Source organism: Thermosipho affectus (assembly GCF_001990485.1).
Lineage (GTDB): Bacteria > Thermotogota > Thermotogae > Thermotogales > Fervidobacteriaceae > Thermosipho > Thermosipho affectus.
On record NZ_LBFC01000022.1, the window covers coordinates 78,266 to 103,456 of the forward strand.

Here is a 25,191-nt window from a genome sequence, read left to right on the forward strand (position 1 = left end):
AATAGATGATAAGATCAATTTACAGTGGAGTAACTGGTCTTCAAGGATTTCAACAGGCTATTGATGTCGTAGGAAATAATATTGCAAATGTCAGTACAATAGGTTTTAAAGCATCGCGCGTAACTTATGCAACAACTTTTTCTCAGGTTTTGGAGTTGTCAAAAAGGGCAACAGAGCTTACAGGTGGGACAAATCCAAAGCAAATAGGCTATGGTGTAAAAGTTGCATCAATAGATAAGATAATGTCTCAAGGGAGTTTTCAAAACACGGGGAAAAAAACTGATCTTGCAATTCAAGGAGATGGTTTTTTTATTCTAAGAGATGGTACAGGAAAGACATATTATACTAGAGCGGGGAACTTTGATTTAGATGTGAATGGTACAATTATACAACCAACTTCAGGGTTAAAATTGCAGGGATGGATAGCCGAACCAGATCCAGAATCTGGCAAAAGATATGTAGATACAAATAAACCAATATCAGATATCCAAATTTCTGCTGGACTTTCTATGTCTGCAAAGAAGACTACTTCTATGACTGTGGCAAATAATTTAGATGCAAGAGTTGGCCCAGGTAAAACTGTTATGACATTGTCAGGTTACGGAGGAACTTCTGTAAATGTAAAGATAATTTTCGATAGAGATAAGGGAGGTTTACAGGATCCATTTGCAGATTATCAAATTTATAGAGCAAAAGTATACAGTGGAACAGATGATAATATCGATGGAGAGATATATATGAAATTTGACAAATTTGGTAATGTTGTACAATCTGGTGCAATAAAGCAAAAGTTGAGTGTTACAGCAACGACTGATGGAAGTGTTAATTTAAGTGGAATAGGTCAGGAGGATGGAAATTACACATTTATTATCAGAGATTCTAGTGGCAAAATTTTGGATGTTCAAACTGCTAGTGTAAGTTCAGGAACTACAATTGTTGCTTCTGATCAAATAAAGAATGGTAGTGATTATGTGATAGAAGTTGCAAAAGATGTTGTTGATCTTGCAACTCCTGGGTTTATCGCATCAACGGAAAATGGAACGGTGGTTTCAACTAATCAGTTGGATTTCACATATAACGGAGCAGATATTTCTTCCAATGCAAAAGTATTTGTTAGAGATTCAAACGGTAATTTGGTTGCACAATATGATTTTACTTCTGGTTTGATAAATGGTACAAACTATAGTTTGACGGGTGTTTTTGATCCAGCAGAGACTTATACGGTGGAAGTTTATAACGGTTCGACTGTAAATAGTCTAGTAGTTCCTGGAAGTGGTGAACCTAGATTTTACGAAGCGGATAATCCTACTAATTTTTCTGTTACAGATTTTAATTCACCATTTTATACAACATCGGTGCAGGTATATGATACGCTTGGTAACGCGTATACATTATATATAGATTTCGTAAAACTTTCTGCAAATTACAACGATGGTTCTGCAAATTATAAAAATGCTTGGGCATTTAGAGTAAGGAGTGCTTCGGGAGAGAATGTAAAATATTTAAGTAATTACGATACTGGGCAAGAGATAACAAGTGGTACAACTGGTGTTATGACTTTTGATGAGAGTGGAAGGTATACAGGATTGTATGCTTTTGATCCAATAACTGGTCAGATAAATCGTGGAGAATCTATTGATGCAATTAAATTTAATGCTGCAGAAAACGGAGATGGGGAAGTAAAAATTAAATTGAATCTGACTGGTATAACGCAGTTTGCTGCAACCTCTGATGCTTATGTTGTTGAACAAAACGGAAATGCTCAAGGTACTTTGGAGTCTTTCTCAATTGCAGAAAATGGAGATATAATTGGTACATTTAGTAATGGACTTACTGATAAACTTGGGAAGGTAGCACTTGCTATTTTTAATAATCCTGCGGGTCTTTTGGAGGCAGGGAACTCTCTTTACACGGAAAGTGCGAATAGTGGAAGCGCAATAATTAGACAACCTGGATTTGGGGGTTCTGGTGCATTGATTTCTGGAGCACTTGAAATGTCAAATGTAGATTTGTCCGAAGAGTTTACAAAATTAATAATTGCTCAGAGAGGTTTTCAAGCAAATGCGAGAGTTGTAACTACTGCTGATCAAATTCTTCAAGAAGTAGTGAATTTAAGACGATAAAATAAGGGGTGAAGTGTATTATCTTACTTACTTTTTTAAATAAGAAAAAATTTTATCTTAATGCAGAGTACATTGAAAAAGTAGAAGCTTTGCCTGATACAACTATTACACTCTACAATGGGAAAAAGTATATTGTATTGGAAAGTGTGGAGGAAGTAATTGAAGAAATAATGGAATATAGAAGAAGAATTTTGAGTATTCCCCCTTTATATAAGGATGGTGAGGAATAATGGATATAGCATTACTGGGTGGTATGGGTTTGGCCTTTATTATGGTTATTTATGGTATTATATCCGGTGGAGGTGACTTTGCGGCTTTTATCAATATTCCATCAATAGTTATAGTCATTGGTGGTTCGATAGGTGCTGCAGTTGCTGCAAATCCTAAAGATATAGCTTTTAAATTTGTCCAAGTTGCACTAGAGTCTTTAAAAGAACCAAAGACTGACTATGTAAATCTTTTGAAAACTTTGGTTTCGTTATCTGAAAAAGCTAGAAGGGAAGGACTTTTATCCCTAGAGGAAAATATTGAACAACTTGAAGATCCATTTATGAAAAAAGGGTTACAATTATTGGTTGATGGTACTGAACCAGAAGTTTTAAAGTCTATGATGGAAATTGAAATAGAAGTTGCTTCAAGTGAAATGAATTTGAAAAAAGGGTTATTTGATGCAATTGGAGCATATGCTCCTGCTTTTGGTATGATAGGTACTTTGATTGGTTTAATACAAATGCTTAAAAGTTTGAATGATCCAAATTCTTTAGGTCCATCTATGGCAGTTGCACTTATTACTACGCTATATGGTTCAATAATGGCTAATGCCTTTGCGTTGCCAATTTCAGAGAAAATAGGAAAAAGAATATTAAATATGGAATTAGAAAAAAACATGATATTAGAAGGTATTTTATCAATTCAAGCTGGAGAAAATCCAAGAATATTAGAAGAAAAATTAAAGGCGTTCTTACCTCAAGCGGCTAAAGCACAATACGAGGCATCTACTCAGGAGGCAAGTGCATAATGGCTAAAAAGCAAGAATGTCCAAAAGGTGCCCCTTTGTGGATGACCACATATGGTGATATGGTTACGTTGTTGCTGACATTTTTTGTGTTGCTCTTTGCAATGTCTAGTATTAGTCCAGGTAAGTTTCAACAAGTTGCGGTAGGTTTAACATCGGCTTTAAATGGAAATCCCCCAAGTGTTTTAACTGGTGGAAAATCTTTACAAACAGAACCATTAATTTCACAAAATCCTGGGGTTTATCAGGAGATTTTAAGGATATCAGAGGAATACAAAGGAAAGGTAACTGTACAGGAAAAAGATGAAGGTACATTAATTACAATTAGTGATTTGGATATATTTGAACCAGGGAGTGCAAGGTTAACTGCTGAAGCGAAAAAACTTTTGGAAAAATTGGGAACTGTGATAATTGAACATACTACTAATGTTCTCGAAGTATATGGTTTTGCAAATGAAATACCTTTGCCTGAGAATTCTATATATTTTTCCAATTGGCATCTCAGTGCTGCACGGGCTTCTAGTGTTGTTCTTTTCTTTACAACAGAATTAAAACAGAAACGTTCATTAGAAAGAATAGCGGATATCCAGTTAGGAAGGTTTGATCCAGATTACTATTATGCACCTGAGAGGTTTGTACCAATAGGGAAGGGTGATGTTGAAATACAAAAAGAAATAAAAGCATTGAGAAATTTATATGAATTTAAACTTGAAGAGATGAGAAAAAAGTTAGTTGCAGGTGAAATTACGAGAAACGAGTGGAATGATTTTGTTGCAAGACTCACTCAAGAAACCGATCAGAAAATCGTGGATTTAAGGCAAAAATATAGAAGAATTGATATTTTGATAAAGAGAGAATTAGCAAAATAGGAGGGGTTCAAATGCCAGAGGAAGAAATTCAAGAAGCTCAGCCAAAGAAAAAAAAGGGAATAATGGGATTGCTAATGCCAATTTTGATACCTTTAGTTATATCGTTAGTGGTAAGTGTTGCAGTGGTTATGTTCTTGGGCAATAACACTCAACCACAAGCTGCAAAAGAAACTACTCAATCTGAAACTACTTCTGCAGTTCCTATAAAAGCGGTTGTTATTCAGCCAGGAACTTATCAGACGTTTATGTTAAAAGGCGGAAAGGAAGTTGCTGTTATTGACTCGCTTTCGTTTAAGGTGGGAAGCGATCAATGTAGAGGTTTAATTGCAGAAAAGAATGATGAAATCATGGATGCTTTAATGCTTATTTTTCTTAGTAAAGAGAGAACAGAAATAAATACACCTGCAGGGATAGAACTTTTGAAAAAACAAATAAAAAATGCTGTAAATGAAATAACAGGATTTGTTGGTGAAAAAGAAAAACAAGGAGTGATAGATGTATATCTTTATATAAAAGCTGTTAGCTCTGTACAGTAATTGAGGTGATAATATGTCTGATGTTTTAAGTCAGGAAGAAATAGATAGGTTATTACAGGCTGTAAATCAAGGAGAAGTATCGATTGAAGAGGTAAAAAAAGAGGAAGAAGAGAAAAAAGTTAGAACTTACGATTTCCTAAGACCTAGGAAATTTTCCAAAGAACAAGAAAGAACATTGCAGATGCTCCATGAGAATTTTGCAAGAAGTTTATCAACGTATTTTTCTGGTAGATTGAGAAGTTTTGTTGCGGTTGATCTTGTAAGTATTGACCAGATGACATATGATGAGTTTATAAAGTCGATAAAAAATCCTTCCTTTATTACTGTATTTTCTGCAAAGGAATTTGTTGGAAGTGCTGTACTGGATATAGATTTAGAGATTTTTTACGGTATTTTGGAAATTTTACTAGGAGGTCCAGGAACTTCTGTTGAGTTAAATAGACCTCCAACAGGAACTGAAATAGAAGTTATGAGAAAAGAAGTTGTAAATATCTTGACAAATTTATCACAGGCGTGGAATAGTGTTTATTCTTTTGTTCCTGTTATTGAAGCTATTGAAACAAACCCACAATTTGTTCAAGTGGTGGCGTTAAATGAAATGGTTTTGGTGATAACGTTTTTCGTAAATATTGGTAAACTTGAGGGATATATAAATGTCTGTTGGCCTTCTTCATTGGTGGAACCAATTGGAGAAAAGTTAACTACCCAGAGTTGGTTTAAAACAAAACAGAAAATTGTTTCCGAGGAGGATATGAAAGCTTTAAGAGAGAATCTTGCAAGAACAATTGTGGAGTTATCTGCAACTATTGGAGAAACTAACTTGACACTTTGGGATATTTTAAATCTTGAGGTTGGTGATGTAATACGTTTAAATACTTTTAAAGAGGATCCTCTAAAGATAAAACTAAATGGGAAGGATAAATTTCTTGGGGTTCCAGGTGTTTTTAAAGGAAGGTATGCAGTTAGAATTGTAGAGGTGTTAGATGAGGAGGAGATAAAATGATGGGAGACGAACAATTTCTTTCGCAAGAAGAGTTGGACTCTCTTTTGAATCAAATAGATGATTCGCAAAATGAACTAACTGATCTTGAAAAAGATATGTTTGGTGAAATTGGGAATATAATAATGGGGAGTGGGACTACTGCTTTATCAACACTCCTTGGGAGAAAAGTTGATATAACTGTTCCTACAGTTGAAATGAAGAAACTCAAAGAAATAAGAAAAGAGGTTAAAGGTAAAAATGCGGTAGTTTCGATAAATTTTGTAGGAGAAATAGAAGGATTAAATGCCTTGGTTTTACCACAGATTGCAGTGGCAAGGATTGCAAATATTATGATGGGTGGTACTGGAGAAGTAGAATCAGAGGAAGTGGATGAAATATCATTGAGTGCAGTCTCTGAAGCAATGAATCAAATGATGGGGGCGGCAGCAACTTCTCTTTCAGATATGTTAAAAAAACCAGTGGATATAACACCTCCGGTCGTTGAATTGTTAGATTTTGATGATGAAAATGTTAAATTTCCACCGGTAGTTACTAACGAGGATGATGTTGTTGCAAAGGTTAATTTTAATCTTATAATCGAGGGGTTAGAACCTGCAGCCTTCTTTTTAACAATGTCACCACCTTTTGTAAAAAAATTGTATAAGATGTTATTTGGTAGTACTGAAACGGTACAAGAGGAAAAACAGTCTCCATTGCAGCCACAAACGCAAGTTAATAATCAATCTGGGAAGCCATCGATGGGAATGGCTACTTCTGAAAATGTTCAGAAAAATCCAGTTGCGGTTTCACCAGCTCAATTTCAATCTTTTGAAAGTGGAGGAACTGTAAAAAGTGGTACACAGATTCCAGATAGGATTCAAGCACTTTTAGATATTCCTTTAAATGTTGTTGTGGAATTAGGAAAAACGAAATTAACTTTAAAACAAGTTATGGAGCTTTCTGTAGGTTCGTTGATTGAACTTGATAAATTGACAGGTGAACCTGTGGATATTATAGTTAATGGGAAACTTATTGCAAGGGGTGAAGTCGTAGTAATAGATGAAAATTTTGGTGTAAGAATTACGGAAATTGTGAGTCCACAAGAAAGATTTTACACTTTAGAATAAAAAAGGCTTCGGAAGATCCGAAGCCTTTTTTATTTTTTCTTTGATTTAGCCGCTATTGAAAGGGACCAAAATAGTCCTCCAAATAAAACTACACCTGCAAAAATCATAAATATTATAGCACTTATGCTCATTTTGTCTCCTCCCTTTAAATTTCCTTCTTATAGTATTCGCTGTCCTTTGAAGGAATTTTTGAAAGAATAATAGCGATAATCGGAGTTGCAATTAGTATTGCAAAACCAGTTAATAATGCCCAAGTTGGATAACCCCCATATGGTTCTTTAATCTCATCTATTAATGTTAAAACAAGAACAGATATAAGTGCAGTTGGAATTATGAATTTTAACGATAAATTAAACCATTTTCCGATCTTTACTTCTGAAACTTTGTTGATATAATTTCTGAGTTTTTCCGCACCAAAAACCCAACCAATGATTATTGATTCCAAAATTCCAACAATTAATAATGCATATATACTAAGAAAGTGATCAATGATATCAAGCCAATACAGACCTCCTTGCGTGGAGAAAAGAAGTCCACATAGGAATCCAAATATTGAAAATCCTATTAAAAATGCCTTTTTGTTTGTTTTGAATTTATCAGATGCTGCTGCTTCTACCGCTTCAACTAGCGAGAAAGCAGAATCAATACCAAGTGTTAATAACATCAAAAAGAAAGCAAGACCAATAATTGATTGGATAATCATACCACCTGGGAATAAAGAGATAGCTTTTGGATAAACTACAAATGCGAGTCCAATTCCACCTTTTACAACTTCATTGACAGGACTTCCAGTTTGTAAAGCCATGTAACCTAGCACTGAAAATACGGCAATTCCAGCAAGAAATGATGTAGCAGAGTTTCCTAATGCCGTAATTATAGCGTTGTTTGCAATGTCTTCATCTTTTTTGTTGTAACTTCCGTATGCAATCATTATACCAAACGCCAAACTAAGCGTGAAGAATATTTGACCAAATGCATTAGCCCAAACTCTTGGATCTGCAAGCTTTGCAAAATTTGGTTCAAATAGATAATTTAATCCTTGTGTTGCACCATCTAAAGTAATACCTCTGATTCCAAGTAGAATTAATAAAACTACGGGTAATGGGACTGTCCATACAACTGTTTTTCCAACTGATGATGTGCCTTTTCTTAAGATAAAGTAAATCCATAACCATGCAAGTACAAGTCCAATTAATATTGGCCATCTTATGGAACCTAATTCACCAGGACCATTGGATATTTTTAGAAAATTTCCAAAGAAAAAGTTGCTTGGATTGTCTTTCCATGCAACACCGAAAGAGTGATAAAGGTAGTTAAATATGTATGCCATTATAACATTGTAATAGAATGTTATTAATGCACCAGTTATAACAGCCCACCAACCGATAAATTCTGCACCTTTTTTGATTTTTGCCATTGATTTTGGGGCACTGCTTTGGAATTTTTGTCCAATAGCAAATTCAGCCATAAGTAGTGGAATACCTGCTAAAAATAAAGCAATAAAGTATGGAACGTAAAAAGCACCTCCACCATTTGAATAGGCCATGTAAGGAAATCTCCAAGCATTCCCAAGTCCGGCAGCAGAACCAATTGCCGCAAGTACAAAAGCCCATCTTGAACCCCACTTTTGTCTAGCCATAAAATCCCTCCTTTGTTAAGGTTGTAAAAACATTTGTAACTTTTAAGAAATTTTCTTATAAATAATATAACATATTTAACATGTAAAAATCAAATAAAAAAATCCGTTCTAAAAAAACGGATTTTTAAAAATTTTTTGTTAATTTTGTATTTACTTAATGATGTATTTTTTTAATTATTATAAAATAACCCCTCACTTTGAGGGGTTATATAGATATTTTTTCCAGGATTTTATCACATATTAGACCTTTAAAGCCAGGTTCATTTGAAAGTTCGCTGAGTAATCGAACTAAACTAAAAAATACGTCTTTAGGTACAATTGAAGATACGGATAATAGATTTTTGGAAATAGTTTCCACGTTGTTGATTAAATTTTTTGCTTCATCTTCTGTCAAATTTGTCAAGAAATCAATTATTCTTAAAATTAAAGAGTTTGCATCGTGTAATTCTAGATTCTTTGGTATTTTTCCATTAATAATGATTTCTCTTGCGGTAGGAATATTAGAAGTGATATTCTCTATAAAGATTTTTGCAGCTTCTGGGCCTAAAATTCCAGATGCGAGTTGATATCCGTATTGTCTTTTTTCATCCTCGGTTAGATTTTTTAAAACATTTCCTAATTTGTACCAACTTCTAGGGCTTGGTTTTAGCGTAGTTTTTAAAGATATATAATTTGAAGTATGGAGAAATTCTGGATTTTTCTCTATAAATTCTATTATTTCATTTGGTAAATGATTATTTTTTGCCCAATTGATCCACTCAGTTGTATCTGGTGAAACTTCTAAGATAAAAAATCTTGATAAAAAGGCGGGATCAGTTATTAAATCTACTTGATCATACTCTTCATCTGGCGGGTTCATAGAAGCTACTATCCATGTTCCTTTTGGAAGAATATGGTTGTGAATACGCTTATCAATTAAGAGTTGCATTATTGCGTTTCTTATGCTTCTGTGAGAGCGGTTTATCTCATCTAAAAAAATTATGGTATTTTCGTATTCAGGCCACCAATCTGGTGCCAAAAAAACTGTTTTATTATTTTCTCTTGAAGGAAGTCCTATTAAATCTCCAGGTTCCATTTGGGATAATACAAGTATGATTAGTTTTCTGTTTGTTTCTTTTGCAATTTCTTTTATTATGTCAGTTTTTCCTACACCAAAATGACCTATTAGAAGTGGAATTTCGTTACTTTCCATTATTTTTTTCGATAGTATTTTGGCTTCTTCCAGCGTCAAATTGTACACCTCCTAATTCGACTAAGAGATCTTCAATAAAAGTTTCTTCTTTGAAAGTTTCAGTAAGGCTGTAAATGTATTTCCTCCCCTTCTTTTTTCTTTTTATAACGCCATTCATAAGTAATTGTTTTATAATGTTTGTTGAATCTTTTCCTCTGATTCCATCGATTTCCTTTTTGGTAGCGTTTTTTGTTGATGCAAGAAAGATAACAATTTCAAGTTGAGAAGTTGAGAGAGTACTCAAAGAACGCCTTTTAACCACTTTTTCAACATATGTTGAAAATTTTTTCTTTGTAAAAAATTTTATATATCCATCTATGTTTCTTAATTCTATACCTGATTCTTCGTTTAGATTGTATTTTTTTTCTAGATTTTTAATTATTTCTTCTAATTTTTTTTCGTCTATTTGTGTTATTTCAATTATCTTTTCTTTTTGAATACCTTTTGAAGCAAAAATTAATGACTCAACTATTGCTATTTTTTCCATATCCATTTTAAATTCTCCTTATAAAGAGGTTTTCTTCTATTATTATTTTTTTGAGTTTTACAAGTTCCAAAATTGCCAAAAATTTTATTATAATTTCATATTTGTTTTTTGAGTTTTTTAGAATATTTATTAAATTTTTTTCTGTATCATTTAAAATTTGACTCATTACTGTCTCAATAGAAATATCTTCTTTCTTTATTTTGTAAACTTTTTGTTTTAACTCCACTTCTTTTATGATAGAAGAGATTAGTTTCTGTAATTTTTTCTCGTTAATTTTAGGAAATACCGTTTTTACAGATACGGGAATATTTTTAATACTAACATTTTCTGCTTTTTTTATCTTTTTTACCATTTCTTTTAATTTAGCATATTGTTCGACTTGAAAGTAAAGTTTTTCTTTTGATTTTATAAATTCTTTATCTTCTGAGCTTCTAGGAAGTAGACTTTTAGATTTTAGCTCCATAAGATATGCAGCAGTTGCAATAAATTCAGATGTTATTTTTAGATTAAATTCTTTCATTTTTTGTAGATATTGATAAAATTCGTCAGCAAGCTGGGAAATCGGTATTTCCCTGATACTTAATTTCTTTTTTTGTATAAGAAAAAGAATTAGATCTAAAGGTCCTTCAAATTCTTCAAATTTGAAGATAAATTCCATTAAAATCCTTCTTCTTCAATGATTGAAAGGTATTTTATCTTGTATATTTCAAGTAAATTTGCAACTGTTTCTGGATCCTCGCATTGGATTTTTATAGATACTTGTCTTTTATCATTTTCCTTTAATGTTAATATGGAAAGTATATTCATTTTGTTATTTGCAAGGACATCAATAACCCTTTTTAATTCACCTGGTTTGTCTTCAAGTTCTAGTACAATCCTTGTGCCTTGTTCATCCATAGCAGAGAGTTCTGTAAATGCCTCAAGTACCTCCTGAACAGTTAATACACCAATTACTTCTGCGTTGTTATTGACGACTGGTAATATTTGGTCTTTGTTTTCAATTAACATTAATGCTGCTTCTTCAACATTTGAGTCTTCTACCACGTAAAAGTCTGGAAATGTTATATACATATCTAATGGCTCATCTAATTCTGAATCTCTAATGCTTGATTTGTATACTACTCCTTCAAATTTTTCATTTTCATCTAAAACTATACAATAATCACAAGAAAAGTCCCTCATTTTCCTTAATGCATTACCGATTGTTTCATTTTTTTTCAATGAAGGAAAATGTGTAAGTAACCATTTTTTTACATTCATAAATACAACCTCCTTTTAGAATATATTAATTACCCCATTTTCAGCACATATAACAAATACTTTATTTTTGTAAGAAAATATGTCGATAGGATATTTGTCAGTTTTAAATTCTTTTGTGTTGCCGTTAGAATTAAATACTATTAATTTATTATACGGTGCTGAAAGTATATACAATTTGTTGTTTATCACTTTTGCATTTGTTGGCGTATATTGTAACTTTTTCCATAACTCTATTTTATCATTTTTAATGGTGTAAATTTCATTACTAAACATTGAACCAAAGTAAATTTTTTTATTCCAATTTAATACAAATGAAATATAAGGAGATGTTTTGTAATTTTTGAAGTTAACCAAGTATAATATGTTACCACCACGTGTGTCTACGACGTAATCTTCTACAAGAAAAGAAGGGGTAATTAAATTGAAATTATACAATTTTTTTTTGTATTCTAAATCCACTTCTTTTTTCCAGATGAAAAGTCCTAAAGGATAGTTCTTATATATGTAGAAATAATTTGGAGCTGACAGGAATTTGTAGTAATATTCCAGGTGTAACGTGAAACTATATCCATACAAATTTCCATCTGTATCCAAAATGTAAACTTTATCTTTATCTCTCTGATAGAAGATAGGTTTTTTTTCAAGGTGTTTTAAATTTTTTTCGTGTGTTTTTAAGTTTAGGGAAATTAATTTTGTCCCTACTGTATCAATAATCAACAGTAAGTTTTTATCAAGATAAGATATTGCAGGAAAAATTCCCACATTGGTGAAGTAATATTCTATTTTTTCTGTTTCCATGTTATACACAATAACTGTTCTTTGAGTTGAACTTGTTAATATTAAGTATTTGTCAAATTGTGTATTCCTAAAGATGTATTTTACTCCCAAGTGTTGAGAAATTGAAAAAATTAACACGTTAAATATTAGAAGATATAGTATCAAGTATTTTTTTTGCAACGTATTCTTTACTCCCTTCAAATTTTAAAACTTGTGTTTTTGAAATTAAAAATACTTCAGAGTAATTGCTTCCCATTACTTTAGAAGCGTTATTTGCTATTATGTAATTAACTTGTTTTTTTTCTAACTTTTCTTTTCCGTATTCTATTATATTTTCCGTTTCTGCTGCAAATCCTACAATTACTTGGTTTTTAAGTCTTTGTCTAGAAATTTCTTTTAAAATATCTTTTGTTCTTTTAAGTTCTAGTATTAATGATTCATTAGCTTTTTTAATTTTTTTATCTTCCTTTCTAACAGGTGTGTAATCTGCAACTGCAGCAGTCATTATTACAATGTCAAAGTTTTTAAAACGTTTAACAACTTCATTGTACATTTCATCTGCCGTTCTAATTTCTATGTATTCATCTATAAAGTATGGTTTTTCAATGTTTGTAGGTCCTGAGATTAGTGTTACATATGCCCCCATTCTTTTTGAAATTTTAGTAAGTGCATATCCCATTTTTCCGCTAGAATGGTTGGTTATGTATCTTATAGGATCTATACTTTCTTGGGTTGGGCCAGCAGTAATTAAAATTTTTTTGCCGTTTAATTTTTTTTCTTCTAATATGATTTTCAACATTTCAATTATTTTGGAATTTTCTGGGTATCTTCCTTTTCCCACATCTCCACAGGCAAGGTGACCTGTTTCTGGTTCCACTAAATACCAGCCAATTTTTTTTAGTTTTTGTATGTTTTCTAGTGTGATTTTATTTTCATACATCCTAGTATTCATCGTTGGAACAAACACTTTAGGCGTATTATTTGGAAGTGCTATTGCCGTTGTTGTTAAAAGATTATCACCAAAACCGTTTGCAATTTTTGCAATTGTATTTGCAGTTGCAGGAGCAAGTAAAAAGATATCTGTTTTTTTGGAAAGTTCTGTGTGTATTATATATCCTCCATTTATTTGATATGTATCGGTGTATACGTTACAATTTCCAACTGCGGAGAAAACAGAAGGTGATATAAGTTTTGTTGTGTTTTCACTCATTATTACATCTATTTCAAAATTTTCTTTTCTTAATTTACTGACTAAGTCGACAGTTTTGTATATTGCTATACCACTTGACACGCCTAAAAGTATATGTGGCATTTTATTTTCCTCCTTTGAAGATATGTTTTTCTTCTGGAAATTTATTTGTTTTCACATCTTCTTTGTATGCATTTAGTGCATCTAGCATTATAGTAAATGTGTTGGCATATTGTTTTGAAAATTTTGGTTTAAATTCCGGATTTAGTCCAACTATATCATGAAATACCAAAACTTGTCCATCACAAAATCTACCTGCACCTATGCCAATTGTGGGAATAGAGAGTTTTTCTGTTATTTGTTTTGAAACATCTTCCGTTAGCATTTCAAGAACTATTGAAAATACCCCACATTTTTCTAATTGTACTGCGTTTTCAAGTATTATTTCTTTGGAACTTTGTTCTTTCCCTTGAACTTTATATCCACCAAAAATATTTAACGATTGAGGGGTAAATCCTAAGTGTCCCATAACTGGGATGCCAATATTTATGCATTTTCTTATTAAATTGCAGTGGATTTTCCCACCTTCGATTTTAACTGCATTTGCTCCATTTTTAATCAGTAATCCTGCGTTTTTAATGGATTCTTCTAAGCTACAACCATATGAAAGGAATGGCATATCTGCAACTATAAAAGAATTTGGAGCTCCCCTTTTTACTGCTTTGAGATGTATAATTATTTCATCCATTGTTACAGGAATAGTTGAATTGTATCCGAGTACATTATTTCCAAGTGAATCTCCTACCAAAATTATATCTACACCTGCTTTTTCGGCAATTTTAGCAGATGGTGTATCATAAGCTGTTACCATTACTATTTTTTCTTTGCCTTTCATGTTTATTAATCTTTGGATGTTCATATTTTTCACCCCTTCTTGTTACAATTTTAGCATAAAAAAACCCTCTTTTTTAAGAGGGAAGGAGATTTTCTAAACTCCATTTTAGTAATTCTGGATGTTTCCGATTTTTGAAATTCGGATCATTTTCTAATTTGTAGGCGTTTATATTTCCAGATTTCATTTGTTTTATTTTCTCTAAATAGTCAATCATTTTATCGATATCTTCTTTATTTCCAATTTTTCCATGTCCTGGAATTATGTTTGAAACTTTGGGCATATTTTCAAGTGTATTTATCCAAAGTTCTAGATCGCTATCTGGAACTATTTCTGGATGAATGTCTGTAATTATTGTATCTCCTGCAATTATGATATTTTCTGATTCAATGTGTATATAAGATGAATCTAAGGTATGACCAGGACCACTATATATAACAAGTTTTATACCGTCTTCATATTCAAAATAATTTTCAAATACTACATTTGGAAGTTTTATCTCAATGTCTTCTAATTTAAGTTGTTTTAGATAGTTTTCGTCCATTTGTTTCATAAATTCCCTTGTCAATTTATGTGAAACAATGGGACAATCAAATGCAGAGTTTCCAAAAGTATGGTCAGGATGATAGTGTGTGTTTATAACCAAAGAGATGTCCTTTCCAGAAATATCTTTTGAAAATTGCTTTATTTTCATTGCTTTTTTTGGGAAAAGTGAAGTATCTATTAGTATATTCCCTTTTTTCCCTATTATAAGTGTACTATTTGCGGCAAGTTCATTTTCGATAACATAAATTTTGTTGCTTATGTTTTTAATCATATTTATCCTCCTATATGATATACTTTTCATAGAAATATTTCTTTGTTAGGAGGGTGTATTCCTTGAATTTATCAAAAACTATACTACTTGTAGGATACTATGGTTTTGGAAATTTTGGTGATGAGCTTATGAGAAAAAGTATAAAAACATTTCTTAAAGGTAAGAACTTTAATGTTTTGGAGTTATTACCAAAAGATAAATTATCACATGGAGGTTACAATAGATTTAATTTAGTTTCTGTTATTTCCGCAATTTTAAAGTCAGACGTGGTCGTTTGTGGTGGTGGTGGCATTTTACAGGATAAGACAAGCTTAAGGAGTTTTATTTATTACTATACTATTTTTAAGTTATCATTGCTCTTGAAAAAGCCTGTTGTGTTTTTTGGAAATAGTTTTGGCCCTTTAAATTATTATTTTTCGCGGGTACTTTTAAAAGATTTGCTAAAAAATGATAATTTGTACATTTTTGCAAGGGATCCTGTTTCATACAAATTTTCAAAGTGTTTTAATGAAAACACATATCTTTGCACTGACCCTGGAATAATGGGCTTGAGTGATAAAGAACTTTCATTTGAGAAGAAGGCAGTAATAATTCCCAGAAAGATTAAAAGTTATATACCTATTTTATTCGATTTGAAAAGAAAAGGTATAAAAGAGGTAGTTTTTCTTCCGTTCTCTCCTGAGGATGTTAATCTTGCAAAAAAACTTTCAAATTTTTCAATTAAGGGTTTAAAAATGTACTTTTCTAGTGATATTAGTGAGATTTTTAGTTCAAGTATTGTGATCTCTGAAAGGTTTCACGGTTCTTTGATTGCGGCTTTCTATGGAAAACCATTTGTTTCAATTAAAGATGAAAAATTTAGAAGATTTTTTTCAAAATATGAAAATAACGATACATACTTTGCGAACAACTTATTTGAAGTTGCCTTAAAGTTAAAAGATATTCAACCTCCAAATATTAGTAAAAAGATGAAAGAAGAATGTGTTCAAATGTATAGAATGCTTGAAAAACTTCTTTTGAATATTATACGGTAACTACAGGATAATTATATACTGGATGATTTAGTATGTAAAATTCCTTATTGTATAACTTTTTAATATTTTCTTTGTTAATAACATCTTTGGGCGTGCCTTGAAATATTAATTCCCCATCTTTTAATGCATAGAGGTAATTACAATATTTTGAGGCAATATTAATGTTATGGAATGCGGCTAAAATACTTTTTCCTGATTCTGTAAGTTTCTTTAAAATTTCTACAATTTGAATTGCATGCGAAATATCCAAATGAGCAGTAAGTTCATCTACAATTATTATAGGGGTTTCTTGAAACAAACTTCTTGCTATTAAAACTCTACGTTGCTCTCCACCACTTAATGTGGAGAAGTATCTGTTTTCATATCCTGTTAATTCTACCATAGCTAGACATTTTTTTATTTTTGATGAATCATTAACGGTGTTAAAAAAACTTTTTTTTATATGTATAGCTCCAAGCTCGATAATATCCTTGACTTTGAATTCAAAAGTAGGGTTAAATTCTTGCCTTACGAAAGATACTTTTGAAGCTATAAAAGAGCGTGAGGCCTTTTCCAAGTTTTTTCCAAAAATAAATACTTTCCCAGATTTTGGCTTTATTAATTTTGTAATTAATTTTAAGGTAGTAGATTTTCCGCTACCATTTGGCCCTATTATTCCCACAAAATCTCCATGTTTTAAAGAGATATTTATGTTTTTTAATTTGAAATTTTCATATTCAAAACAAATATTTTTTGTCTCAAGAATTGTTTTCATATACACTTGCCACCTTTAACATTTGTTGGTATTTTTCTAATATTCTTTCAGCATATTGTTCTTTGTAAATACCACCGTTGTAGTGTTTTACAGCTTCTTGAATGTTTCCAAATTTATCGTAAAGGTACTTTAAATAATAACTTCCTATTTTTATATTTAATTTAAAATCCCACAATATTCTTGTCCAGCCTTCTTTAGGTTTTTTTAGGTTATAATAATTTGCAACAAAATCCGCCGTTTCAGGTTTTATCTGCATCATTCCAAGTTCCCCGTAAAGTCCTATCACATTTCTGAATTCACTTTCAACTATTATGACAGAAGTTATTAGAAGTGGATCAAGCCCTGTTTCCTTTGAAGCATCTAATATTGCATCTTCTATTTTTATTAACAACTCATCGTCTGCTGGTAAACCATATGCTCTTCTGTATTCTTTTACAAAATTTCTAAACCATTCACCGGGAAGAGCATATACGATTGAAAATAATATCAAAAACACAAAAACAAAAGTCCATTTTTTCATTGTTGCCCTCCTATTTTGGAATAATAAATGCCAAAAAAGTACCTAGTAGAAAGCCTGCAAGTGCTTCAATAAATGTATGACCACTATTTGGATCAACTTTTCTCCTTAACCCTACAGCATCAGATGCAATTATAGCAAGAAAAATAGCAGCTATTGCAGTATTAGGTGAGTCATATCCAGTAATACGTGCCACCTTCCAGGCCAGTGCAGATACAGTTGCAACATGTGCGCTTGGCATTCCTCCATACCTTCCAAAACTTTTAATATCTTTATAAATTAGAACTTTTAAAAATTGAGCGATTAAAAATGCGAAGAAGGCTGTTAACAATGCATTGTTTGCTAGTAAGTGCATTCTTCCCTCCTAAATTTCATACTTTTTTAATAGGTATAACAAATTTCCATTTTCTACATCTTTAAATTCCATTTTGTTGAATATCTTTTTTATTATGTATACCCCCAATCCCCCAGGTCTAATTTCTTCTAGTTTTCTTGGTTTTACTTTTGCAGGATCAACTTTTTCACCAAAATCTCTAAGATATACTTCCAATATATTGGGTTCAAGCCATTTTAAGGTCATTATTATTGTTTTATCTCTTTGAAATTTGTAAGTGTGCTCTATTACATTGGCGATTGCTTCGTTTACAGCAAGTTCTGTATCAAAAATATCTTGCTCTTTTATTCCTTTTTGAGCTAAGAAGTTTTGAATTACACTTCTTGCAATTTTTATATTTTCACTTCTTGAGAAAAAGGTTAAAGAAATAAAATCCATCATAGATTCTCCTTTATAATCTTTACTTTTTGGTTGTAATTTCCAAATTTATTCCAGCCTTCTTTTAGATTGAACTTGTTCTTTATATAGCTATCTACAATCAATATTTTGGGTCTTATTGATTTTACTACCTCAAAGAAGTTTTCTGTAATTTTTCTTTTGGATTCCTTTGTGATTTTAAAAGATTCTGGTAATATTTCCAAATTACTCAAACCAAGCTTTTCAAGATTATTTTTTGATCTTTCTAAAATCTTTTCAAATCTTTTTTTGCTTTCTATTTTTGAGAAAATACAACCACAATAGTTTTGTCTGTATATTTGGTTTTCTTTTACAAATTTTGCAGCAAGATGAGATTCATTACCTTTTCTAAAAAAGCTTTCAATATATTCAATTTTTTCCTCTTCCTCAACTATTTTACCAATATTGTTTATTTTTTCCAAAACTTTTTTTCTAGAAGCTGTTAAAGTTGTTGCAAAGGAACTTAATTTAAGTTCTTTTGCTTTTTTTGCGGTGTTTAATAGCCTAAAATAGATACATTTGTCGCATCTTTTTGAATTTTCACCAAGATTCTCTAACCCTTTTATTACTTTGAAGAATTCTTCTATGTTGTAATCACTTTCAATGAATGTCAAATTCCAGAGCTTTGCCAGTTTTTTAACTTCATTTAGCCTTTTTTTGTATTCTTCTTTAGGATGAATGTTGGGATTAAAAAAGTAAATGTATTTTATTTTATCTTTCCAGTGAAAGTACGCTGCTACAAGATCAGGAGCGCAACATACATGTAGTAGCATTAAAACACCTTCTTTGAGTCTAATAGTAAAGTTACAGGGCCATCGTTTTCTAATTTCACACTCATATTTGCTTTAAATTTTCCCGTTTCAACTTTGATATTATACTTTTTTACCTTTTCAACAAAATAATTGTATAAAATTTCTGCATCTTGCGGAGAAGCAGAATTGGAATATGAAGGTCTTCTTCCACGTCTACAATCCCCATACAAAGTAAATTGTGAAACAATCAGTATTTCACCTTTAATATCTAAAAGTGAAAGGTTCATTTTTCCTTCTTTATCGTCAAATATTCTCAAATTTAATATTTTTTCAACTAAGTAATCTGCATCCTTTTCTGTATCTTCCTTTCCAATACCTACAAATACCAATATTCCATTTTTTATTTTTCCAATTATTTTACTTTCTACTTCTACACTTGCATTATTTACTCTTTGTATTACCGCTCTCATCTTCTTCTCACCTTCAATATCCCCGCTTTTTTTTCTAAATCATTTATTACTGAGTAAAGCTCACTTAAAGATTTTACCACAATTGTTATATTTGCAAAGATAGTGTTCCAATTTTTTGATTCATTTAGTTTGAAGCTTGTAACATTAATTTTGTTTGAAATTAAGAGATTCATAATTTCTGGGAGTCTTTCTGTTTTATCAAATTCAATCTCGAGAATTGTTGTAAATCCATTTTCATTTGTTGTCCCCCATTTAGCTTCAAAGATTCTATCTTCATCAATGTGACGTATGTTTTTACAATTAATTCTATGTACAGTTATACCTCTTCTGCTTGCAACACCAACTATGTTATCACCTGGTACAGGCATACAACATTTTGCAATATGGACATCTAGATTTGATATTCCATCAATTATTACTATATTTTGGGGACTTGACTTTTTTTTATTTGATTTTTTCTTTTGCTGTTTTTCTTTTTTTTTCTCGATAATAGTCAGGATATCATTGAATGTAATACTTCCTTCACCAATTCTAGAGTAGAATTCTTCTACACTTAAATTATGACTTTTTAAAAAATTTTGGATTTTTTCAAGTTCGAAGAATTTTTCAATTGAAATGTTTAATCTCTTTGAAATTTTTCTGATTACGTCTTTCCCTGAATCAATTAGTTTTTCCTTTTCTTTTTCTCTAAAGAATCTTCTTATTTTTGCTTTTGTTCGAGGACTTTTTGCATATTTTATCCAGTTAAGACTTGGTCCTTTACTTGATTTATTAACGAGTATTTCAATAACATCTCCGTTTTTTAATTTGTAATCAATTGGAACGATTTTTCCGTTTACTTTTGCACCAGAAAAGTGGTGTCCGATTTCTGTGTGAATTGCGTATGCAAAATCTATTACAGTTGATCCAAATGGCATATGAATTATTTCACCTTTTGGTGTTAAAACAAAAACTTCTTCTAATTGTAGTTCATTTTTCAGTTCGGAAAGATTAGTATTTCCTTGTAATAACTCTTTCCGCCAGTCTAGTAATTGAATAAGCCACTTTTGCTTTAAGTTTACATCTTTTTCTTTATATATCCAATGTGCGATAAGTCCATATTCTGCTTCGTTGTGCATTTGTATATCCCTTATTTGAATTTCAAGTGGTTCACCATACTGAGTTATAACTGTTGTGTGTATTGATTTATAACCGTTTGATTTAGGTGCTGCTATGTAATCTTTAAATCTCCCGGGCAAAGGGACCCATATTTGATGTACAACTCCTAATGCAGAATAACAAAATTTTATATTATCAACAATTGCTCTTATACCGATTAAGTCGTAAATTTCTTCAAATTTTTTCTTTTTTTCTATCATTTTCTTCCAGATACTGTAATAGTGTTTATACCTTCCTTCCACTTTTGCATTAATGTTGTGTTCTTTTAGTGCTAATTTTAATTGGTTTACATATTCATTAGTTCTTTCTTCACGTTCTTTCTTTTTTTCAGAGACAAGTTCCTTTATTTTGTAGTATTCTTTAGGACGTAGTACTTTAAAAGATAGGTCTTCTAGTTCCCATTTTATAATATGGATCCCCAATTTGTGAGCAATTGGGGCATACACTTCAAGTGTTTCAAGAGCTTTATACTTTTTTTTATCTTCATTTTTAACAAATTGTATAGTTCTCATATTGTGCAACCTATCTGCAAGTTTTACAAAAATAACCCTGACATCTTCTGCCATGGCAAATAACATTTTTTGTATTGTTTCACTTTTTTTCTTTTGTTCTATATTCCCAACAGGTGCATTTATTTTGCTTACTTTAGTAACACCATCAACTATTAAAGCCACTTTTTCACCAAATTCATTTTTTATGTCATCGAGTGTAACTTTTCCTTCACTATCTTCAACTACATCGTGTAATATACCTGAAATTATAGTTTCGACATCAAGTCCCAAAGAGGCTAGAATTTTTGAAACTTCTAAGGGATGTGTAATAAAAGGTTCTCCTGATTTTCTAAAGAATCCTTCATGAGCATATTCTGCCATTTTTATGGCTTTTTTTATTTTTTCCTTTTCTAGATTGTTTAATTCTTTCTTTAGAAGCGTTTCCAAAGTTTTTATAAAATCTTCATATTTACTCAATTTAATCACTCCTCACTCTTTGGAAATAATTTTAACATATTTTTGTAAAAATATGTTATAATTCGTGTGATGATTATTTTCTTAAGCATATCTTAAAAAAAGGGAGGGGTCAAGGTGAAAAAGGTGTTCTTGTTTTCGGTTGTTTCAGTTTTACTTTTGTTATTACTAAGCGGTTGTTTTTTAGTTGATACCACACCTGTTACTTTGAAAGTATATGTTACTGATTATAACAGTGGGGCGGCGGTTTCTGATGCTAAAATCAGTCTGCTACATAATGGAATTGAAAAGTTAGATATTTATACCAATGAAAAGGGAGAGGCGTTAATTAATTTACCAACAAATCGCGATATTATCTATGTTGACTTAATAGTTACTAAAGATGGACATTCTGTTACTAGGATAAACAACCTTAAATTGGAAAAGGGAAAAGAAAATATTTTTGAAACACAACTTAGGGTAAGTTCTTTTGGTAAAACAAATGTTTTAGAACCTCTAACTGTTAATTTAGAGCTGTATGGAGATAGTGCAATGAGTAAAAATTTATCGTTTGTAGATAATGTACTGGATGTTTCAACGGATACTTTATATTACAAAGTAACCGTTGAAAGCAATGAGTATAAAGAAAAATACATCTATGTAAAATTAGGAAGTGTTCCAGGTTCTGGATTTTTTACAAATCCAAGGGATATTAATTATGGCTCACCAGCTGAAGGTAGTATTTCAACAGTTGGATTTGACGGATTGGTACCATTATATGTTGCTGCGTTTGATCAAAATGAAAATTTAGTTGTAAATGTATATTATCTAAATATCCATAGAAAGGGAAAAAGTGTAGATAACTATTATCAAGTCGAATATAAAGATGGTGCAAGGATTTTCGCGTATACCAGAAGAGGTGGAATAGCGTTTTATGGTGGTTCAGATAAGATAAATAAAAAGGCAGATATTACATTGAGAAAGCCACAAGCAGCTCCTGAAAAAGATACAAATCTTTGGGTAGAAGTAAAATGGATTTCTTGGGAGCAGTCAAGTGCATCTTCTACAACAGATCAACCTGATGCATATGTTGTATATAGAAGTTTTGATGGTGAAAGCTTTGAGGAAATAGCAACTGTTCCAGAGGGATACAATTACTATAGAGACAAATCTCCAAGACTTGAAGTTGGAAAAGAAGTTTGGTATAAAGTAGGCGCAAAATATGGAGATTATGTTGCAACTCCAACATTGTTAGGTTCTGTTGTTCCTTTGGATATTTTTGGTATAAAATACATTTCACCTGTTGATGGTGCGACAAACGTATCAACTAATCCAATATTTTCTTGGGAAATAGTAAATCCTGTAGAGTCAAAAGAAGGGACACCTGTTTATTACTTTGATATTTGGTTATACGATAACACCGTGAATGATTCTGGATATTATTCTTTAAGTAAATCTGGATATCCGAACTATAATTTTTTGATTACTACAGCAACGTCTATTGAAATTGAGTTTAGTAATCCTCCTTTAGGATTACGGTGGGTGGATTATGCGGCAAAGACGTGGTATCCATATGTTACTTTGCAAAAAAATAAAACATATGAGTGGGGAAATGAACTTGCAGTAGCAGTGGTAAGCGATGAAGATTCTGAAGCATATTCAATTTATGCTGATTTAGGCAAGATATTTGATCCATTTAAGATTGAAGCAGAAATATATAATACATTTACAACGGGTGAAAATTAAGAAAGGGGGTAGAAAGAGATGAGAAAAAGTTTAAAATTTATTTTTCCACTTATTTTGATAGTATTTTTGATATTTTCTTCCTGTGGATTAAATAGTGGTATAGTAAGTAATCCGGAGAATAATAATGTAAACAATGTAAAATTTGGCAGTTTAGAGGAAGAACACGAACAAGGAAAAGTATTGGTTGGATATGAAAATAGAGAAGATGTAGAAAAAGTAGTAGAGGCGTTGAATGGTAAAATTTCTGTTGATTTGCCACAAATTAAAGTTGTTTCAATTAAATTTGATGGTACGGTAAAAGATGCATATGAAAAGATTGTGAAATTAAATTTAAAGGGATTGAAATTTGTTGAGCCAAGTTACAAAAGATGGATAATTGATCCTAAACCTGTTTCTGATGAACATTTAATGATAAAATCAAATGGAGATTCCATGTTTTCAGAAAGAGGAGAAGAGGAATTTTCAAAGTACCTTTGGGGTCTTGAAGCAATAAATGTAAAAGCAGCATGGGATGCGGGATATAAAGGAAATGGTATAGTTGTTGCAGTTATAGATAGTGGTGTTGATGGTACACATCCAGACCTTCAAGGACAGGTTATTGAAGGTTATAGACCACTTACTAATGAAATGCTTTCCGCTGGAACAGATTCATCATTTGGTGGAGCTCATGGTACTCACGTTGCTGGAACGATTGCAGCATCGGAAAACTCTCTTGGAATCGTTGGAGTAGCCCCAGAGGCAAAGATAATGCCAATAGTAATTTTTGATGGTGCGGATGGTAAGTATATTGGTGATGACGAAGCTGCAGAAGGAATTATTTGGGCAGTTGATCATGGTGCGGATATTTTACAAAATTCTTGGGGAGGTTGGGGATACAGTTATACACTTAAGGCTGCATATGATTATGCTTTGGATAACAATGTAGTTGTAACTGTATCCGCTGGTAATGATCATACGGATCAACATGTGCATTATCCAAGTGGATATCCAGGAATTATACAAGTTGCAGCAGTAGAGTATAATGGTGGGAACTATAGGACAACGTGGTTCTCAAATAGAAGTGATGCAATAACAGTTGGAGCACCGGGCGTCTCAATTTTGTCGACAGTTCCATTGAGTACATCTAAAGGTTATGAAGGTCACAGTTTTGAAGATTCAGAGGGCGGATTGTACGATGTTTATCAGGGAACGTCAATGGCCTGTCCACATGTATCTGGTGTTGTTGCATTATTAAAACAAAAATATCCAAATGCAAAAGTATGGCAGATAAGAAAGCTTATAGAAGAAGGTGCTGTTGATATAGATGAAGCAGGTTTTGATCATTCATCAGGTTATGGACTTATTAATACAAAAAATTCAATTGGTATGGAATTACCAACAAGTGGAGGAATTGAATCATTTGATGTGAAAGTGGTTAATTCTCAAAATAATGGAATTTCCGGAGTTTTTGTTACATTAAAAAGACTTGAAGGTTTTGGTGGAGATTATTTTGCAAAGACAGATTCATATGGAATTGCTCACTTTTCAAATATTGATGCAGGAAAGTATGAAATAATAGCAGGTGGTCCCGATTCAAGCGATAGAAGCTATAATGGTGGATATCTTGGAAGTTATGCAACACGTAGAGAAGAAGAAAGGCAAGTTTCTAAAATATTGAATTTATCAACAAACACAACTCAAAAATTTACTTTTACTTCAACTTTCAAGTTTAAATTTGATGCACCATCGGTGAGTTTGGGACAGGCAACGGTGACAGTTGATTCTGCATTGCATGAGATTGTTTTGGGAAAAAGAGTTTCTTATAGTGAAGAAGAGTTTATTCCTGGAAATGAATATAATTGTTCAAACATTGCTGGTTTAGCACTGATAAGGATTGAAAGATCAAATGTTGGTGCAACTTGCACAGTCAATGGAACGGTAACTTTGAATGGTTATGAAATCCCAGTATACGGTACATTTGAATCAACAGATGCTACGCTTGCCACGGTAGATGAATTAGGTGGAGCAAAGCGTTGGTGGTTATTATTTGGTAGCAACTGATAAATTAATGGTAAAAATTCCCTCCCGTTTTCAGTCGGGAGG

General features: G+C 31.8%; 27 protein-coding genes. 10 read left to right on the forward strand and 17 right to left on the reverse strand.

What is annotated here, in order from left to right:
- The first annotated feature begins 5 nt into the window (after positions 1–5).
- Genes XJ44_RS07230 through fliY form a run of 7 tightly spaced genes read left to right on the forward strand, consistent with a single transcriptional unit; the run spans position 6 to position 6,652 of the window.
- Positions 6–2,123 carry a flagellar hook-basal body complex protein gene (locus XJ44_RS07230; protein WP_077198549.1) on the forward strand — a complete coding sequence of 706 codons (2,118 nt, stop codon included), beginning with the start codon at positions 6–8 and terminating at the stop codon, positions 2,121–2,123.
- A 17-nt stretch (positions 2,124–2,140) separates the two neighbouring features.
- The gene (locus XJ44_RS07235) at positions 2,141–2,353 is read left to right on the forward strand and encodes a flagellar FlbD family protein (RefSeq protein ID WP_075666740.1); all 213 of its coding nucleotides are present in this window, start codon (positions 2,141–2,143) and stop codon (positions 2,351–2,353) included.
- Positions 2,353–3,141 carry a motility protein A gene (locus XJ44_RS07240; protein WP_075666314.1) on the forward strand — a complete coding sequence of 263 codons (789 nt, stop codon included), beginning with the start codon at positions 2,353–2,355 and terminating at the stop codon, positions 3,139–3,141. Before XJ44_RS07235 ends, XJ44_RS07240 begins: the two co-directional genes overlap by 1 nt.
- Positions 3,141–4,007 (forward strand): flagellar motor protein MotB, encoded by an 867-nt coding sequence (locus XJ44_RS07245; RefSeq protein ID WP_075666315.1) that lies wholly within the window; start codon positions 3,141–3,143, stop codon positions 4,005–4,007. The genes XJ44_RS07240 and XJ44_RS07245 overlap by 1 nt, the downstream gene beginning before the upstream one ends.
- Before the next feature lie 11 nt (positions 4,008–4,018).
- Complete coding sequence (locus XJ44_RS07250; protein ID WP_077198550.1) at positions 4,019–4,543, forward strand: flagellar basal body-associated FliL family protein; 525 nt, start codon at positions 4,019–4,021, stop codon at positions 4,541–4,543.
- A 13-nt stretch (positions 4,544–4,556) separates the two neighbouring features.
- On the forward strand, positions 4,557–5,546 hold the full coding sequence (gene fliM / locus XJ44_RS07255; RefSeq protein ID WP_075666317.1) for a flagellar motor switch protein FliM: 990 nt from the start codon (positions 4,557–4,559) through the stop codon (positions 5,544–5,546).
- Complete coding sequence (gene fliY, locus XJ44_RS07260) at positions 5,546–6,652, forward strand: flagellar motor switch phosphatase FliY (RefSeq protein WP_077198695.1); 1,107 nt, start codon at positions 5,546–5,548, stop codon at positions 6,650–6,652. The genes fliM and fliY overlap by 1 nt, the downstream gene beginning before the upstream one ends.
- Before the next feature lie 29 nt (positions 6,653–6,681).
- Here fliY and XJ44_RS09210 read toward each other — a convergent pair whose 3' ends face one another.
- From XJ44_RS09210 to XJ44_RS07305, 10 genes are all read right to left on the reverse strand, one after another.
- Complete coding sequence (locus XJ44_RS09210; RefSeq protein WP_143609009.1) at positions 6,682–6,783, reverse strand: MetS family NSS transporter small subunit; 102 nt, start codon at positions 6,781–6,783, stop codon at positions 6,682–6,684.
- Between the two features lie 14 nt (positions 6,784–6,797).
- Positions 6,798–8,291 (reverse strand): sodium-dependent transporter, encoded by a 1,494-nt coding sequence (locus XJ44_RS07265; RefSeq protein ID WP_077198551.1) that lies wholly within the window; start codon positions 8,289–8,291, stop codon positions 6,798–6,800.
- A gap of 205 nt (positions 8,292–8,496) precedes the next feature.
- The gene (locus tag XJ44_RS07270) at positions 8,497–9,522 is read right to left on the reverse strand and encodes an AAA family ATPase (protein WP_077198552.1); all 1,026 of its coding nucleotides are present in this window, start codon (positions 9,520–9,522) and stop codon (positions 8,497–8,499) included.
- Positions 9,473–10,015, reverse strand: a complete 543-nt coding sequence (gene scpB / locus XJ44_RS07275) for an SMC-Scp complex subunit ScpB (protein ID WP_077198553.1) — start codon at positions 10,013–10,015, stop codon at positions 9,473–9,475. Before scpB ends, XJ44_RS07270 begins: the two co-directional genes overlap by 50 nt.
- A gap of 1 nt (position 10,016) precedes the next feature.
- Positions 10,017–10,667, reverse strand: coding sequence for a segregation and condensation protein A (locus XJ44_RS07280; RefSeq protein WP_077198554.1), 651 nt, complete (start codon positions 10,665–10,667; stop codon positions 10,017–10,019).
- A complete protein-coding gene (locus tag XJ44_RS07285; protein WP_075666322.1) occupies positions 10,667–11,269 on the reverse strand; it encodes a CBS domain-containing protein in 603 nt (200 codons plus the stop codon). The genes XJ44_RS07280 and XJ44_RS07285 overlap by 1 nt, the downstream gene beginning before the upstream one ends.
- A gap of 15 nt (positions 11,270–11,284) precedes the next feature.
- A complete protein-coding gene (locus XJ44_RS07290; RefSeq protein WP_233119537.1) occupies positions 11,285–12,211 on the reverse strand; it encodes a hypothetical protein in 927 nt (308 codons plus the stop codon).
- Entirely contained in the window at positions 12,186–13,358 is a 1,173-nt protein-coding gene (gene coaBC, locus XJ44_RS07295; RefSeq protein WP_077198556.1) for a bifunctional phosphopantothenoylcysteine decarboxylase/phosphopantothenate--cysteine ligase CoaBC, read from the reverse strand. The genes XJ44_RS07290 and coaBC overlap by 26 nt, the downstream gene beginning before the upstream one ends.
- A gap of 1 nt (position 13,359) precedes the next feature.
- Entirely contained in the window at positions 13,360–14,154 is a 795-nt protein-coding gene (panB, locus tag XJ44_RS07300; protein ID WP_077198557.1) for a 3-methyl-2-oxobutanoate hydroxymethyltransferase, read from the reverse strand.
- Positions 14,155–14,203: 49 nt separating this feature from the next.
- Complete coding sequence (locus XJ44_RS07305) at positions 14,204–14,944, reverse strand: MBL fold metallo-hydrolase (protein WP_077198558.1); 741 nt, start codon at positions 14,942–14,944, stop codon at positions 14,204–14,206.
- Between the two features lie 62 nt (positions 14,945–15,006).
- Between XJ44_RS07305 and XJ44_RS07310 the strand changes: the two genes are divergently transcribed.
- Positions 15,007–15,978: a polysaccharide pyruvyl transferase family protein gene (locus XJ44_RS07310; protein ID WP_233119538.1), complete on the forward strand. Its 972-nt coding sequence runs from the start codon at positions 15,007–15,009 to the stop codon at positions 15,976–15,978.
- Here the strand turns inward: XJ44_RS07310 and XJ44_RS07315 are convergent.
- From XJ44_RS07315 to XJ44_RS07345, 7 genes are read right to left on the reverse strand one after another with little or no spacing between them, the layout of a single operon-like run.
- Positions 15,968–16,732 (reverse strand): ABC transporter ATP-binding protein, encoded by a 765-nt coding sequence (locus XJ44_RS07315; protein WP_077198560.1) that lies wholly within the window; start codon positions 16,730–16,732, stop codon positions 15,968–15,970. The two genes, XJ44_RS07310 and XJ44_RS07315, sit on opposite strands and share 11 nt — an antisense overlap.
- Complete coding sequence (locus tag XJ44_RS07320) at positions 16,716–17,252, reverse strand: transglycosylase SLT domain-containing protein (protein ID WP_077198561.1); 537 nt, start codon at positions 17,250–17,252, stop codon at positions 16,716–16,718. The genes XJ44_RS07315 and XJ44_RS07320 overlap by 17 nt, the downstream gene beginning before the upstream one ends.
- A gap of 10 nt (positions 17,253–17,262) precedes the next feature.
- Positions 17,263–17,604: a divergent PAP2 family protein gene (locus tag XJ44_RS07325; protein ID WP_077198562.1), complete on the reverse strand. Its 342-nt coding sequence runs from the start codon at positions 17,602–17,604 to the stop codon at positions 17,263–17,265.
- A gap of 9 nt (positions 17,605–17,613) precedes the next feature.
- On the reverse strand, positions 17,614–18,021 hold the full coding sequence (locus XJ44_RS07330) for an ATP-binding protein (protein WP_084758785.1): 408 nt from the start codon (positions 18,019–18,021) through the stop codon (positions 17,614–17,616).
- On the reverse strand, positions 18,021–18,812 hold the full coding sequence (locus XJ44_RS07335; RefSeq protein WP_077198564.1) for an epoxyqueuosine reductase QueH: 792 nt from the start codon (positions 18,810–18,812) through the stop codon (positions 18,021–18,023). Before XJ44_RS07335 ends, XJ44_RS07330 begins: the two co-directional genes overlap by 1 nt.
- Positions 18,812–19,261 carry a D-aminoacyl-tRNA deacylase gene (gene dtd / locus XJ44_RS07340; RefSeq protein ID WP_077198565.1) on the reverse strand — a complete coding sequence of 150 codons (450 nt, stop codon included), beginning with the start codon at positions 19,259–19,261 and terminating at the stop codon, positions 18,812–18,814. The genes XJ44_RS07335 and dtd overlap by 1 nt, the downstream gene beginning before the upstream one ends.
- A complete protein-coding gene (locus XJ44_RS07345; RefSeq protein ID WP_077198566.1) occupies positions 19,258–21,387 on the reverse strand; it encodes a RelA/SpoT family protein in 2,130 nt (709 codons plus the stop codon). Before XJ44_RS07345 ends, dtd begins: the two co-directional genes overlap by 4 nt.
- A 114-nt stretch (positions 21,388–21,501) precedes the next feature.
- Between XJ44_RS07345 and XJ44_RS07350 the strand changes: the two genes are divergently transcribed.
- Together XJ44_RS07350 and XJ44_RS07355 are read left to right on the forward strand one after the other, a co-directional pair.
- Positions 21,502–23,109 carry a hypothetical protein gene (locus XJ44_RS07350; RefSeq protein ID WP_077198567.1) on the forward strand — a complete coding sequence of 536 codons (1,608 nt, stop codon included), beginning with the start codon at positions 21,502–21,504 and terminating at the stop codon, positions 23,107–23,109.
- Positions 23,110–23,127: 18 nt separating this feature from the next.
- Positions 23,128–25,149, forward strand: coding sequence for a S8 family serine peptidase (locus XJ44_RS07355; protein WP_077198568.1), 2,022 nt, complete (start codon positions 23,128–23,130; stop codon positions 25,147–25,149).
- Positions 25,150–25,191 lie beyond the last annotated feature (42 nt).

Coding starts and splice junctions, on each gene's coding strand:
- coaBC (WP_077198556.1), bottom strand. CDS start 13,358: ATGCCACATATACTTTTAGGCGTGTCAAGTGGTATAGCAATATACAAA.
- XJ44_RS07240 (WP_075666314.1), top strand. CDS start 2,353: ATGGATATAGCATTACTGGGTGGTATGGGTTTGGCCTTTATTATGGTT.
- scpB (WP_077198553.1), bottom strand. CDS start 10,015: ATGGATATGGAAAAAATAGCAATAGTTGAGTCATTAATTTTTGCTTCA.
- XJ44_RS07335 (WP_077198564.1), bottom strand. CDS start 18,812: ATGCTACTACATGTATGTTGCGCTCCTGATCTTGTAGCAGCGTACTTT.
- dtd (WP_077198565.1), bottom strand. CDS start 19,261: ATGAGAGCGGTAATACAAAGAGTAAATAATGCAAGTGTAGAAGTAGAA.
- XJ44_RS07265 (WP_077198551.1), bottom strand. CDS start 8,291: ATGGCTAGACAAAAGTGGGGTTCAAGATGGGCTTTTGTACTTGCGGCA.
- XJ44_RS07285 (WP_075666322.1), bottom strand. CDS start 11,269: ATGAATGTAAAAAAATGGTTACTTACACATTTTCCTTCATTGAAAAAA.
- XJ44_RS07305 (WP_077198558.1), bottom strand. CDS start 14,944: ATGATTAAAAACATAAGCAACAAAATTTATGTTATCGAAAATGAACTT.
- fliY (WP_077198695.1), top strand. CDS start 5,546: ATGGGAGACGAACAATTTCTTTCGCAAGAAGAGTTGGACTCTCTTTTG.
- XJ44_RS07245 (WP_075666315.1), top strand. CDS start 3,141: ATGGCTAAAAAGCAAGAATGTCCAAAAGGTGCCCCTTTGTGGATGACC.
- XJ44_RS07330 (WP_084758785.1), bottom strand. CDS start 18,021: ATGGATTTTATTTCTTTAACCTTTTTCTCAAGAAGTGAAAATATAAAA.
- XJ44_RS09210 (WP_143609009.1), bottom strand. CDS start 6,783: ATGAGCATAAGTGCTATAATATTTATGATTTTTGCAGGTGTAGTTTTA.
- XJ44_RS07320 (WP_077198561.1), bottom strand. CDS start 17,252: ATGAAAAAATGGACTTTTGTTTTTGTGTTTTTGATATTATTTTCAATC.
- XJ44_RS07325 (WP_077198562.1), bottom strand. CDS start 17,604: ATGCACTTACTAGCAAACAATGCATTGTTAACAGCCTTCTTCGCATTT.
- XJ44_RS07355 (WP_077198568.1), top strand. CDS start 23,128: ATGAGAAAAAGTTTAAAATTTATTTTTCCACTTATTTTGATAGTATTT.
- XJ44_RS07280 (WP_077198554.1), bottom strand. CDS start 10,667: ATGGAATTTATCTTCAAATTTGAAGAATTTGAAGGACCTTTAGATCTA.
- XJ44_RS07315 (WP_077198560.1), bottom strand. CDS start 16,732: ATGAAAACAATTCTTGAGACAAAAAATATTTGTTTTGAATATGAAAAT.
- XJ44_RS07250 (WP_077198550.1), top strand. CDS start 4,019: ATGCCAGAGGAAGAAATTCAAGAAGCTCAGCCAAAGAAAAAAAAGGGA.
- XJ44_RS07230 (WP_077198549.1), top strand. CDS start 6: ATGATAAGATCAATTTACAGTGGAGTAACTGGTCTTCAAGGATTTCAA.
- panB (WP_077198557.1), bottom strand. CDS start 14,154: ATGAACATCCAAAGATTAATAAACATGAAAGGCAAAGAAAAAATAGTA.
- fliM (WP_075666317.1), top strand. CDS start 4,557: ATGTCTGATGTTTTAAGTCAGGAAGAAATAGATAGGTTATTACAGGCT.